Origin of the sequence: Devosia sp. (genome assembly GCF_039927955.1) — a bacterium.
Taxonomy (GTDB): Bacteria; Pseudomonadota; Alphaproteobacteria; order Rhizobiales; family Devosiaceae; genus Devosia.
Genome location: NZ_JBDSUA010000026.1, coordinates 73,229 through 86,454 on the forward strand (window position 1 = coordinate 73,229; position 13,226 = coordinate 86,454).

Below are 13,226 nucleotides of genomic sequence, written 5' to 3' on the forward strand. Positions count from 1 at the left end.
TCAGTCTCCGTCGAGCGAGGAGAAGCCGACAGATAACGACAAGGCCGCCGAGAGCGTATCGCCAAACAGCGACCCCAGCGACTGCGTCACGATCACCAGATAGTTCAACGCTGCCAATTGCCTTGTGTCGACCAGGGCATCGGCAACCGGCGACGTGACCAGCCCCAGCCCCCGATAGGCGTTCTTGAATTCGAACAGCGTGGTATTTTCCAGCCCGGCATGGTCCGGCCCCACCGCCTGGGCAATCCGGGACACTTTGAACAGCGTCTCCAACCCCTCGATATTGGCCCGCACGGCCGCCATGGTCAGCCCCGAGCGCCAGAACAGCGCCTGCTTTGGCGCCGCCTTGCCGGTGCGCCCGATGAAGGGCAGCAAGCGCGTATCGCGCACCGCTTCGATGCCATGAGCCAGCGTGCCGACGATCTCTTCGAGCGCTTCGATCTTGGTGCGGTAATCGGTGTAATCCTCGCGCGGCTCCATCAGATGGGTGGCAATGCCGTCGCGCGTCTGCCAATCGAGGTCGAGGTCGCTGGCAATGCCGGCAATAGCCGTGGCGACGGTTGCGCCATAGTGGCAGCGGAAATGGCCCGCGTCGGCCGCCAACGTATCGGAGCCGGTGCCAAACAGCACATATTCCAGCGCCCCCAGCCCCTGCACGGCGACGCTCTTGCCGCGCAGCCCATCGACAATCGTCGCCGCTGCATCCTGGCTGCTGAGAATTTGCTGCACCTGCTTGAGCGCAATGCCCTTGGGGTCGGGCCAGAACAGCAGCCGCTCAGCGCGGTTCTGTTCGGTAATCGGCCCGATCTTGAAAAACTCGACGCGCGAATAGCCATCAACGACTTTGGCAAAGGCGGCGTTGGCAGTGGCAACTGCCTGTGCCGACGGGGTCTCGCACAGCGCCCCCATCGCACTATTCAGGTCTGCCGTTTCGGCCTTGAACGTCGCAAACGCCGGCCGGATCACCTTTTCCACGGCATTGGCCAGAACTTCGGCCCGTGCGATCAGCGGATATTTCGCGTCTGCGGCATTGGGCGGCGGCGCCTTGCCCTCCTGCGCCAGGACCGGGGCAGCGCACAGTGCGAGCAGCAGGGCAAAAATCAACCGCATCACAACGACTCCAGGAAAGCGGTCAGATCATCGCGCGCCGATTTGGGCAAATTGGCGAACGCATCGCGCGATTTCTGCCCCTCGCCGCCATGCCACAGGATGGCTTCGGTCACATCACGGGCCCGCCCGTCATGCAGGAGCTCGGTCTTGCCCGACACAGTCTGGGTCAGGCCGGTGCCCCATAGCGGCGGCGTCCGCCATTCATAGCCGTCGGCCAGCCCCTCGGGACGGTAATCGGCCAGGCCATCCCCCATATCGTGCAGCAGGAAATCCGAGTAGGGCCAGATCAGTTGGAACTTCTGCGCCGGATTTTCCGCCTTGCGGCTGGTGACGAATTTGGGGGTGTGGCAGGCGGTGCAGCCCAGCGTGTAAAACGCTTCCTTGCCGCGCAGCACTGCTGGATCGCCGATATTGCGCCGCTCCGGCACGCCCACGGTCTGCGAATAGAACGTCACGAGATCCAGCACCGGATCCGGCGCTTCGCCCACGCCCAGCCGCTCCTGCACGCCGTTGGGGAGCGCTAGGCAGGCGGCCTCATTGGGCGTGCAATCGCCGTACGGCTTGTTGACCAGCGGCGTGGCAATGCCGATATCGCCGGCAAAAGCCCCGGCCGATTGTGAGCGAACCGTCGCCTTGCCCGCCTTCCAGCCAAACCGTCCCAGCATCACCGAATGGCTGACCGGATCGACCGTATAGTTCGGCTTGCCCGAAATTCCGTCGCCGTTGGCGTCCTTCGGATCAGCATTGGCGAGGATGTCCTCGGCAGGAATCTGCTCCACCAGCCCCAGTCCGATCATCTGCGGCGCAATGCGCGGTGACATCATGACGTCGGGCGCCATCGGCCCAAAGCCCAGATCGGCCACCGAATAGTGCGGCGAGCGCAGATGCACCACCGTGCCGTCGCCAAGCGTTACCGGCAGATCGGTGTAGTCGATGACCATGCGGCCTTCGCCGGGCAGGCCAGCCACAGCAAAATTCTGCAATTGCCCGCCATAGGTGGGGTCGCCCACCTCGTCGGCAAAAATGCCGTTGACCGATTCCCGCGTGTCATTGGCACCCGGCGGCACCGACAGCCGCAGGAACAGCGACTCCCCTGCCTCACCCGGTCCCGGCACGTGGCCGCGCCCGTCCTTGATATGGCAGCTCTGGCAGGCGCGTGAATTGAACAATGGACCCAACCCGTCCGAGGCCTGCGTCGAGGAGGGCGCCGAAACCCACAGCTTGCGGAACAGCGAGTCGCCAATGCTGAAATCGGCCTGTTGCTCGAAGCTCAGATTGGCCTGGAAATGCGAAAACACATTGCCATTGACCGGCTTCCTGGTGGTGCCAGCACCGGCGGACAAGTTTTCGAATTGCTCGGGCTTGGAAAAATCCGTCGTCGGCGCGGTTACTTTCTGCACACGCAACAGGTCCTTGGGGATCAGGTCGGTGCGGGTTGCCGGCACGCCATCCTGAGCCACGGCAAGACCGGTGGCCAGAACGGCGGCGAGCAGAATGGTCAGGCGGATATGCATAGCGTCCTGCTTGTGCTGGTTCAGCATGCGAGTTCAATGAGGCAAAACGTCTAGGCAAGACTGTCTGCCTGGCCCCTACTGGAACACGGCGTCCGGATTGGTCAGGCTGTCGCTGCCCTCAATGGTGACGCCATCGAGCTTGAGCAGCGCCACGGCGCGTTCGATGCCGCGCGTCTGCGCAATCAGCGCGTCAATCGCGGCCTGCACCGTGGCATTGCCTTCGACATTGCCTTCGCCGATCTGCTGGTCATAGGCCTCGCCGCCCTTGGCGCGGTCGGCAATTGCCTGCAGTTTACCGACGCTGGCATCGAGCAGACCCTTGAGTTCGGTATCGAGTGCTGCGTCCTTGGCCGCGATCAGCTCCGAAATCGATGGTCCCTTGACCACGCTGCCGTCGACGCGGGCATAGGTGCCCAGATAGACGTTGCGCAGGCTGATGCCATCATCAAGATAGGAGTTATAGGTATTGTCCGAAAAGCAATCGTGCTCTTCTTCCGGATCGTGCAGCAGCAGCCCCAGCTTCATCCGCTGCCCGGCCAGTTCGCCGAACGACAGCGAACCCATGCCGGTCAGGATCGCTGAAATCCCCAGACCCGGCAGCGCCTTGCGTGCCGCGCCGTCGGTCTGCCAGTCGCCGACCATCTCCTCCAGGTCGCTGACCAGCAAGCTGGTTGCAGCCTTAAGATAGGCCGCGCGACGATCGGCATGGGCAGCCGTGGAATAATCTGTAAACGGCCGCTCGCCGGCGCCCGGACCGGTGCCGTGCAGATCCTGCCCCCAGAGCAGGAACTCGATGGCGTGATAGCCGGTGGCGACGTTGGATTCGATACCGCCCGCTTCCTGCAGGGTATTCTGCAGGAAATCCGGGGTTATATTGGCCGCATCCACTTCCTTTCCGTCGATGGTGATCCTGGTATTGGCGATCACATTTGCGGTATAGAGCGAATTGGCGTCGCTTTCGGTGCCATAGCTGGCATCGACGTAATCGATCAGGCCCTCGTCCAACGGCCAGGCGTTCACCCGGCCCTCCCAATCGTCCACGATCGGATTGCCGAAGCGGAATGCCTCGGTCTGCATATAGGCCGGACGCGAATTGATCCAGGCTTGGCGGGCCGCCTTGAGCGTGGCCTCGCTCGGCGAAGCGATCAGGGCATCGACGGCAACTTCGAGCGCCTTGGCCCCGGTCAGCGCATCTTCATAACCGGCCTGCGCCACATTGGCATAGGTGTTCAATATCTCGGCGTCAGCAGGCGCCTGCGCATAGGCCGCGACCGGCGCCGTCATCAGCGTCAATGCCAGGGTCAGGCGTGCAAGCACGCCGTACGATTTCAGTTTCATGTGCTGATGCTCCGGGCAATTGGGTGGCCACGCTGCCAACTAGCAGCGCACGCGTGGAAAGCGGACTATCAATATCAACTATCAAAATCAACAATATTTCCAATAGTTTAGAAGAACTCTAAACTACGCAGCAGCGCGTTTTGATCCGCGTCGCGCAAAATCCAAGCCGAACCAAAGCCTTGTGCGGCGCGAGGCGGTTTACAGCCCGCGCAAAGAATTTTGACCATCTGGACGAAACTGTCACAAACGGGCACTGTCACAATTGTGAGCAGGCGGGGGCTAGCGGGCAAATGTGACAGTGGGATGCGCGGGTCTGCTAGGCGTTCCGGCCAATTCTGATCGGCCCACGCTGTCAAAGGACCATCGTCATCCAACCGTCATGTCGCCTGACTAAGTCAGCCGCAGTTCGCCACGCCCCACTGAATGGGCAAGATGAACGACGATATCTCAGGGAGACTACCAATGAACCTCAAGAAAGCGCTCGCAGCGTCCACCGCACTGGTGTCCGTGTTCGCCGTTGCCGCTCCTGCCTTCGCCCAGACCGATCTGACCGCGCTTTACGAAGCCGCCAAGACCGAAGGCCAGCTTACCACCATCGCCCTGCCCCACGACTGGTGCGGCTATGGCGCCGTGATCGATGGCTTCAAGGCCAAGTATCCCGGTATCACCATCAACGAGCTGAACCCCGATGCGGGTTCGGGCGACGAAATCGAAGCGGTCAAGACCTCCAAGGGCAATGCTGGCCCGCAGTCGCCTGACGTGATCGACGTCGGCCTCTCCTTCGGCCCATCCGCCAAGGCCGATGGCCTGATCCAGGCGTACAAGGTCTCGACCTGGGACTCGATCCCGGACAGCGCCAAGGATGCCGATGGCTTCTGGTACGGCGATTATTATGGCGTGCTGTCGTTCCTCGTGAACACCGACATCGTCTCCAAGGTTCCGACCTCGTGGGCCGAGCTCAAGGCATCCGACTATGCCAACAGCTTCGCTCTGGCCGGTGACCCGCGCGCTGCCAACCAGGCTATCTCGGCTGTCCACGCTGCTGGCCTCGCCACTGGCGCCGCTGCCGGCGCTGATGCCGCCAAGGCTGGCCTCGCCTTCTTCGCTGATCTGAACAAGGCCAGCAATTTCGTACCAGTGATCGGCAAGGCTGCCGCTGTTGCGCAGGGCACCACCCCGATCGTTGCCGCATGGGACTACAATGCTCTCGCCTGGCGCGATGGCTTTGCTGGCAACCCGAAGGCTGAAGTCGTTGTGCCCTCTGACGCCGTCGTCGCCGGTGTGTACGTTCAGGCGATCAGCGCTTACGCGCCCCACCTGAACGCTGCCAAGCTGTGGATGGAATACCTCTATTCGGACGAAGGTCAGACCGGCTGGCTGGCTGGCTATTGCCACCCGATCCGCTTCAACGACATGGTTGCCCGCAAGGTCGTCCCGCAGGCTCTGCTCGACAAGCTTCCGCCGGCTGACGCCTATGCCAAGGCTGTGTTCCCGACCCTTGACGAACAAGCTGCCGCCAAGACCGAAATCACCGGTCAGTGGGACGCTGTCGTTGGCGCGAACGTCCAGTAAATGACTGATACCAGTTCGCTGGTGACAGGTTCTGCGGCCCCGGTTTCGACCGGGGCCACAGGCTCACCCCGCCGCAATCCGCTCGCTAATTTTGCCCGCTCGCAGCTGGGGGCCTATCTGGGCGTCGCGCCCTTTCTGATCTTTGCCGTGCTGTTCCTTTTGGTGCCGACCCTGACGCTGGTCGCTGGCGCCTTTGTCGACGATGCCGGCCATTTCACCTTCCAGAACATCCTTGATCTGGGCACGCCCGCGATCCTCAACTCCTACTGGATCTCGATCCGAGTTTCCGCCGCCTCGGCCATCCTTGGCGCGGTCTTCGGGTTGATCATCGCGCTCGCCGTTATTCGTGGCCGCCTGCCCGAAGGCATCCGCGCCGCGGTTTTGACCTTCTCAGGCGTCGCCTCGAACTTTGCCGGCATCCCGCTCGCCTTCGCGTTCCTGTCCACGCTTGGCCGCCTTGGCCTCGTCACTGTCATTCTCAAGACGGTGTTCGACTTCGATATGTATAAGGCCGGGTTCAACCTGCTGAGCTTTTCCGGCCTGACGCTGACCTATCTCTACTTCCAGATCCCGCTGATGATCCTGATCATCGCGCCAGCGATCGATGGGCTGAAGAAGGAATGGAGCGAAGCTGCCTCAACGCTGGGCGCTACCAAGACGCAGTTCTGGCGCTATATTGGCCTGCCGGTGCTGTGGCCCAACCTGCTCGGCACCGTGTCGCTGCTGTTCGCCAATGCTTTCGGCGCCATCGCCACCGCCTATGCGCTGACTGGCTCGTCGCTCAACATCGTGCCGATCCTGCTCTATGCGCAGATCCGTGGCGACGTGCTGCACAATCCGGGCCTCGGCGCCGCACTGGCGCTGGGCATGATCGTCATCACCGCCTTCGCCAACGTCATCTATCTTGTCATCCGCAGTCGCGCCGAACGGTGGCTCAAATGAAGCGCTCCAAACTCTGGGCCTGGATTACCTTCGGTGTTGCAGTGGCCTATTTTCTGGTACCGCTGCTGGCCACCTTCGAATTCTCGCTGCGCATCCGCCGCGGCACCTATTCGCTCGATGCCTACGCTTCGGTGTTCTCCGATCCGCGCTTCCAGGCCACCTTCGGCTATTCGCTGCTGGTCGGGCTGTTTGCCATCATCGTCGGCATCTTCATCGTCGTTCCGGCAGCCTATTTCGTCCGCCTGCGCGCGCCGCATCTGCGCCCGCTGATCGAATTCGTCACCCTGCTGCCGCTGATCATTCCGCCGATCATCCTGGTGTTCGGCTATATCCGGCTCTACAATACCTCCTCGATCCTGCCACTGACCGGCTCGACCTTCGGCACCGATATCCTGCTGGTGCTGGCTTATGTGGCGCTGGCGCTGCCCTATATGTATCGCGCCGTCGATACCGGCCTGCGCACCATCGATGTGCAGACGCTGACCGAGGCGGCGACCATTCTCGGTGCCAACCAGATGGTGATCCTTGCCCGGGTCATCTTTCCCAACATCATCGTTGCGGTGCTGTCCGGAGCCTTCCTGACGCTGGCCATCGTCATTGGTGAATTCACCATTGCCAGCCTGCTCAATCGCCCGGCTTTCGGCCCCTATCTGCAAAATGTCGGCGCCAACCGCGCCTTCGAGCCGGCGGCCCTGGCTGTCATCTCGTTTGTCATCACCTGGGGTGCCATGGGCATGATCCAGTTGCTATCCCGCTTCGCCCCCAAAACCGCTGCCCTCACGGACTGAGACCATGACCGAATTTCTCCGTATCGAAAATCTGGTCAAAAGCTTCGGCGCGACCACCGTCGTCAAAAGCGTCAACCTCAGCTTCAATGCCGGCGAGTTCGTCACTCTGCTCGGCCCTTCGGGCTGCGGCAAGACCACGATCCTGCGCATGGTGGCCGGCTTTGAACGCCCAACGTCGGGTTCGATCACCGTCGAAGGCCGCGACATCACCGATCTCGCCCCCAACCAGCGCCAGATCGGCATGGTGTTCCAGGCCTATGCGCTATTCCCCAATATGAACGTTGGCGACAATATCGGCTTCGGCCTCAAGATCGCCGGCAAAAGCCGCGACGAGATCAAGTCGCGCACCGAGGAAATGCTCAAGCTGATCGGCCTGCCCGGTTACGAAAAACGCTACCCCTACGAGATGTCCGGTGGCCAGCAGCAGCGCGTGGCCCTCGCCCGCGCCATCGCGCCGCGGCCGCGCATGCTGCTGCTCGATGAGCCGCTGTCGGCGCTCGACGCCAAGATCCGCGTATCGCTGCGCGAAGAAATCCGCGCCATCCAGCGCGAACTCGGCATCACCACATTGTTCGTCACCCACGATCAGGAAGAGGCGCTGTCGATTTCCGACCGCGTCGTGGTGATGAATGCCGGCAATGTCGAACAGGTGGGCGAGCCCTTCGAAATCTACAACAAGCCCGCGACCCGCTTCGTGGCGCAGTTTGTCGGTACGCTCAACACCATTGAAGCCACCGTCGCCAGCACCGCCGACAATACCGTGAGCATCGATGGCCAGATCGTCAAACTCAGCGCCCTGCCCGCCGGCGCCAGCAATGGCAATCCGATCGCGCTGACCCTGCGCCCCGAAGTGATGACCGTGGGCACCCGCCCCGACGCCGACATCACGCTCAATGGCACGGTTGAAGAAGCCCACTTCCTCGGCTCCGTCATCCGCCTCAGCATCTCGCTGGGCCGCACCGTTCTCAACATCGACACCTTCAACGACCAGCGCACCGCTCCCCCCGCGCGCGGCGACCACGTCAAGATCAGCATCGCCAGCAAGGACCTGCTGATCCTGGGGGCGTAATAAGGGTTACCAGTCGCCGCCTACCCTCGCCCCTTGAGGGAGAGGGACAGAAATTCTGCGTCCAGCAGAATTCAGGGTGAGGGGTTGCCACCGCATATGCTGAACCTAGAAAGACACCCCTCATCCGCCCTTCGGGCACCTTCTCCCTCAAGGGGAGAAGGGAGAAAGAGTTCAGCCACAGCAAGAACCACCCCCCTAAAACAAAACCGCCGCGCTCCTTCCGGAACGCGGCGGTTGTCACTCCAGCCTGAAAGATCAGGCCTTCTTTTTGTTGTACACGTCGAACACCACGGCACCCAGCAGCACCAGGCCCTTAATGACCTGCTGCCAGTCGATGTTGACGCCCATGATCGACATGCCGTTGTTCATTACACCGATGATGAACGCACCGATCACAGCACCAGCCACCTGGCCGACGCCACCCATGGCCGAAGCGCCGCCGATGAACACGGCCGCGATCACGTCCAGCTCGAAGCCCTGGCCGGCCTTCGGCGTTGCGGTATTGAGGCGGGCCGCAAAGATCAGGCCGGCGACAGCCGCCAGCACGCCCATGATGATGAACACGATGAAGGTCAGGCGCTCGGTCTTGATACCCGAGAGCTGCGCCGCCTTGGAGTTGCCGCCCAGGGCATAGATGCGGCGACCCAGGGTGGTGCGCTTGGTGATGAACACAAAGAGCGTGATCAGGATCGACATCACGATCAAGACGTTCGGCAGACCCTTATAGGACGCCAGCAGATAGGTGAAGAACAGGATCAGCAGCGCGATGATGGCATTCTTGACGATATAGAGTGCAGTCGGCTCAGCATCATAACCATTGCTGATGCGGCGGGTGCGGGTGCGGAAACCGGTGATCAGCATCGCAGCAACGATCACCACGCCGATAACCAAAGTCGTAGCATGCAACGGTGTACCGCCGATGTTCCATGGCCCGATCAGATCAGGGATGAAACCGGCGCTCAGCAGCTGGAATTCAGTGGGGAACGGGCCAACCGAGGCGCCGCCGAGAACGGCAAGGCTCAGCCCCTTGAACACCAACATGCCCGCCAGCGTCACGATGAACGACGGGATCTTGAGATAGGCGATCCAATAGCCCTGGGCCGCTCCCACGACGGCGCCGATGATCAGGCACAGCAACCCCACCGGAATTGCCGGCAGCTTGTAGGTCACCATCAGGATGGCGGCCACCGCGCCGATAAAGCCGGAGACCGAGCCGACCGACAGATCGATATGGCCCGCGATAATCACCAGCAACATGCCCAAGGCCATGATGATGATGTAGGAGTTCTGCAGGATCAGGTTGGTCAGATTGACCGGCTTGAACAGCACGCCATTGGTGGTGATCTGGAAGAACACCATAATCACCAGCAAGGCGATAACCAGGCCGAAATCGCGCAGATTGGATTGAAGCAGCGAGCGTACGGACAGCTTGCCGCTGCTCGGTGCCGGGGTGACGGTTTCTGTGGTCATGCTGTTTTTCCTTCTGCACGGACAATGGCGCGCATGATTTTTTCCTGGCTGGCTTCGCTGCCGGCCAGTTCGCCGACAATACGCCCTTCATTCATCACGTAGATGCGGTCACAGATCCCCAACAATTCCGGCATTTCCGACGAAATGACCAGGATACCCTTACCCTCGTCGGCCAGCTTGTTGATGATCGTATAGATTTCGTACTTGGCGCCAACGTCGATACCGCGGGTCGGCTCGTCCAGAATCAGCACTTCCGGGTTGGAGAACAGCCACTTGCTGAGCACAACCTTCTGCTGATTGCCGCCCGAGAGATTGCCCGTAGTCTGGTAGACGCTGGACGAGCGAATATTGGTGCGGGCGCGGTATTCATTGGCCACCTTCATCTCGGCCATGTCATCGAGCACCGACATGGTCGACACGCCAGGCAGATTGGCGATGGTGATATTGTGCTTGATATGGTCGATCAGGTTCAGGCCATATTGCTTGCGATCTTCGGTGGCATAGGCGAGGCCCGCATCAACCGCGCGGGCGACATTGGAGGTGTCGGCCTTCTTGCCATGCACGAACACTTCGCCGCTGATGTTCTGGCCATAGGTCTTGCCGAACACGCTCATGGCGAACTCGGTGCGGCCGGCGCCCATAAGCCCGGCAATGCCGACGACCTCGCCTTTTTTGACGTGCAGATTGACGTTCTTGATCATCTGCCGATCAGAGTGCAGCGGGTGGAAGACGTTCCAGTCCTTCACCTCGAAGATCGTCTCGCCGACATGCGGCGTGCGCGTCGGATAACGGTTTTCCAGCGAACGGCCCACCATCGAGGTGATGATCCGGTCCTCGGAAATGTCTTCCTTGTTGAGCGTTTCAATGGTGCGCCCGTCACGGATCACCGTGATGCGGTCAGCAACCTTGCCCACTTCGTTGAGCTTGTGCGAAATCAGGATCGAGGAAATGCCCTGCTTCTTGAATTCGAGCAGCAGCGCCAGCAGCGCATCGCTGTCCTTTTCCGACAGGGAAGCAGTAGGCTCGTCCAGGATCAGCAGCTTGACTTCCTTGCTGAGCGCCTTGGCGATTTCCACCAGCTGCTGCTTGCCCACCCCGATATGGGTGATCAGGGTGTCCGGATCTTCCTTGAGCCCAACCATGGCCATCAGCTTGCGGGCGCCGTTGCGGGTTTCATCCCAGTCAATCACGCCGTTCCTGGCCTGCTCGTTGCCCAGAAAGATGTTTTCCGCAATCGACAGCAGCGGCACCAGAGCCAGCTCCTGATGGATGATCACGATGTTCTTGTGTTCGCTGTCGCGAATGGATTTGAAGGCGACTTCCTCGCCCTGGTAGATGATTTTTCCGTCATAGCTGCCGGCGGGATAGACGCCGCTCAGCACCTTCATCAGCGTCGATTTGCCAGCGCCATTTTCGCCAACAATGGCGTGGATCTCGCCGGCGCGCACATCCAGGTTCACATCCTGCAGCGCTTTGACACCGGGAAAAGTCTTGGTGATGCCGCGCATCTCCAGAATTGTCGTGTCCATCGTCTTCTCTCAATCTGACGCAAGCCCGGCGCTTAGCGCGGATTTCGGCCCGACACAAGCGGGCACGGGGTCATCACGGAAAAAGGGCCCCGCGTTGCCGCGGAGCCCAATGTCTTGGAGTAGGACCTTACTTCAGGTCGTCGGCCTTGATGTAGCCCGAGTCGACGACGAGCTTCTGGTAGTTGGAAGCATCGACAGCGTACGGGGTCAGCAGGATCGAAGGAACAACCTTGACCTTGTTGTTGTAGGTCTTGGTGTCGAGACCTTCTGGGGTGCCACCGGAAACAACGGTGTCAACCAGCTCAGCAGTCGTCTTGGCCAGTTCGCGGGTGTCCTTGAACACGGTCGAGTACTGTTCGCCAGCGATGATCGCCTTCACGGACGGGACTTCAGCGTCCTGGCCGGAAATGATCGGCCAAGCCTGATCGGCAGTGCCATAACCAACGCCGCGGAGCGACGAGATGATACCACGGCTCAGGCCATCATATGGCGAGAGAACGGCATCAACACGCGAACCGTCGGAGTAGTTGGCGGACAGGATGTTGTCCATGCGGGCCTGTGCAACAGCACCGTCCCAACGCAGCGTACCAACCTTGTCCATGCCGGTCTGGCCGGACTTCACGACCAGGTCACCCTTGTCGATCAGCGGCTGCAAAACCGACATAGCGCCGTCATAGAAGAAGAACGCGTTGTTATCATCCGGCGAACCGCCGAACAGTTCGATATTGAACGGACCAGCCTTGGCAGGATAGCCCAGGCCCTGCAGCAGCGAATTCGCCTGCAGAACGCCAACGCCGAAGTTGTCGAAGGTGGTGTAGTAGTCGACGTTTGGCGTCTGGTTGATCAGACGGTCATACGCGAAAACCTTGGCGCCAGCGTCGGCAGCCTTCTGCAACACGTCAGACAGCGTGGTGCCATCGACAGCTGCGATGATCAGAGCCTTGGGGCCCTTGGTGACCATGTTTTCGATCTGAGCGAGCTGGTTCGGGATATCGTCTTCTGCGTACTGCAGATCGACGGTGTAGCCCTTGGCAGTCAGCGCAGCGACCAGTGCGTCACCGTCCGAGATCCAGCGCAGCGACGACTTGGTCGGCATCGAAATACCGATCAGGCCCTTGTCCTGAGCGAATGCGGTCGAAGCAGTCAGCGCCATTGCGCCAACGGCCAGTACGGTTGCGAGTGTCTTTAGCATCTTCACGTCTCGACTCCCTTTTTGTCTTTCGAGAAGCTTTGGTAGATTGTTTGTTGGGAAGGTCTTCAGAACGGACAATTCACAGCAGTCCGGGCGCGACAAATCTCCGCCGGGTTGCACCGCTTGCGCGGCACAAAAGAGTGAACGGACACCCGAGGGCGCGCCACCTTGTCTTGCTGCATGAAGTCCTCCTGCATGGCGGCCTGGGCCGCCTGAGCCCTCCCAAGCTCACGGCGGCAAGCTAGGATAATCAGATACCCTTGTAAAGCGCGATTGCGGGTGATTTCGAATTCTTTCAGCGACCTAAAGTTAACGTTAAACACGCTGCAGCATGGTCTTTTCACTGATTGCTTCCAGTGACAGCCCAGTTTATCACTGCAACGATGCACAAATCCGACAGCCGAAAAATGCTTAAGCATTGCGGCAAAGATCGGAACATATCAGATATCTCGGAGGAGATGTGTCGCAGTCCAGTCCCGTTTCGCGGCCCGAGCACTCGAGCGCCGCCAGCACTGTTGCGGATCATCTCGCGGCAGTGATTCTGGGCGAACTGTCGCCGGGCGTATCGCTGCCCAGCGAAGCGGAGCTCGCGGAGCGCTACGATGTCAGCCGCCTGACCATCCGGGAAGCTGTCAAAATGCTTGAGGGACGCGGTCTGCTGGAGATCGCCAGGGGCCGAAAGGCCGTGGTACGCGCACCAAA

11 protein-coding genes are annotated in these 13,226 nt (G+C 60.7%); 5 read left to right on the forward strand and 6 right to left on the reverse strand.

The features are described 5' to 3' along the window. Genes ABIT12_RS07715 through ABIT12_RS07725 form a run of 3 tightly spaced genes read right to left on the reverse strand, consistent with a single transcriptional unit; the run spans nucleotide 1 to nucleotide 3,962 of the window. A complete protein-coding gene (locus ABIT12_RS07715; protein ID WP_348044969.1) occupies nucleotides 1–1,110 on the reverse strand; it encodes an imelysin family protein in 1,110 nt (369 codons plus the stop codon). Further along, entirely contained in the window at nucleotides 1,110–2,651 is a 1,542-nt protein-coding gene (locus tag ABIT12_RS07720; RefSeq protein ID WP_348044971.1) for a di-heme oxidoredictase family protein, read from the reverse strand. The genes ABIT12_RS07715 and ABIT12_RS07720 overlap by 1 nt, the downstream gene beginning before the upstream one ends. A gap of 48 nt (nucleotides 2,652–2,699) precedes the next feature. Beyond that, nucleotides 2,700–3,962, reverse strand: coding sequence for an imelysin family protein (locus tag ABIT12_RS07725; RefSeq protein WP_407065602.1), 1,263 nt, complete (start codon nucleotides 3,960–3,962; stop codon nucleotides 2,700–2,702). 462 nt (nucleotides 3,963–4,424) lie between these two features. On the opposite strand from ABIT12_RS07725, the gene ABIT12_RS07730 reads away from it, so the two are divergent. The 4 genes from ABIT12_RS07730 to ABIT12_RS07745 are packed head-to-tail and all read left to right on the forward strand — an operon-like array spanning nucleotide 4,425 to nucleotide 8,333. Next, nucleotides 4,425–5,534 (forward strand): ABC transporter substrate-binding protein, encoded by a 1,110-nt coding sequence (locus ABIT12_RS07730; protein ID WP_348044973.1) that lies wholly within the window; start codon nucleotides 4,425–4,427, stop codon nucleotides 5,532–5,534. Continuing rightward, nucleotides 5,535–6,476, forward strand: a complete 942-nt coding sequence (locus ABIT12_RS07735; protein ID WP_348044975.1) for an ABC transporter permease subunit — start codon at nucleotides 5,535–5,537, stop codon at nucleotides 6,474–6,476. Then, nucleotides 6,473–7,264, forward strand: a complete 792-nt coding sequence (locus ABIT12_RS07740; protein ID WP_348044977.1) for an ABC transporter permease subunit — start codon at nucleotides 6,473–6,475, stop codon at nucleotides 7,262–7,264. Before ABIT12_RS07735 ends, ABIT12_RS07740 begins: the two co-directional genes overlap by 4 nt. Before the next feature lie 4 nt (nucleotides 7,265–7,268). Then, complete coding sequence (locus ABIT12_RS07745; RefSeq protein ID WP_348044979.1) at nucleotides 7,269–8,333, forward strand: ABC transporter ATP-binding protein; 1,065 nt, start codon at nucleotides 7,269–7,271, stop codon at nucleotides 8,331–8,333. A gap of 255 nt (nucleotides 8,334–8,588) precedes the next feature. On the opposite strand, the gene mmsB is transcribed toward ABIT12_RS07745, so the two are convergent. The 3 genes from mmsB to chvE form a co-directional block, all read right to left on the reverse strand. Then, nucleotides 8,589–9,803, reverse strand: a complete 1,215-nt coding sequence (gene mmsB / locus ABIT12_RS07750; protein ID WP_348044981.1) for a multiple monosaccharide ABC transporter permease — start codon at nucleotides 9,801–9,803, stop codon at nucleotides 8,589–8,591. Then, entirely contained in the window at nucleotides 9,800–11,332 is a 1,533-nt protein-coding gene (mmsA, locus tag ABIT12_RS07755) for a multiple monosaccharide ABC transporter ATP-binding protein (protein WP_348044983.1), read from the reverse strand. Before mmsA ends, mmsB begins: the two co-directional genes overlap by 4 nt. Before the next feature lie 127 nt (nucleotides 11,333–11,459). Further along, nucleotides 11,460–12,524, reverse strand: coding sequence for a multiple monosaccharide ABC transporter substrate-binding protein (gene chvE / locus ABIT12_RS07760; RefSeq protein ID WP_348045001.1), 1,065 nt, complete (start codon nucleotides 12,522–12,524; stop codon nucleotides 11,460–11,462). Nucleotides 12,525–12,984: 460 nt separating this feature from the next. On the opposite strand from chvE, the gene ABIT12_RS07765 reads away from it, so the two are divergent. Beyond that, nucleotides 12,985–13,226 (forward strand): winged helix-turn-helix domain-containing protein (locus ABIT12_RS07765; protein WP_348044985.1); only part of this gene is annotated, 242 nt, incomplete at its 3' end.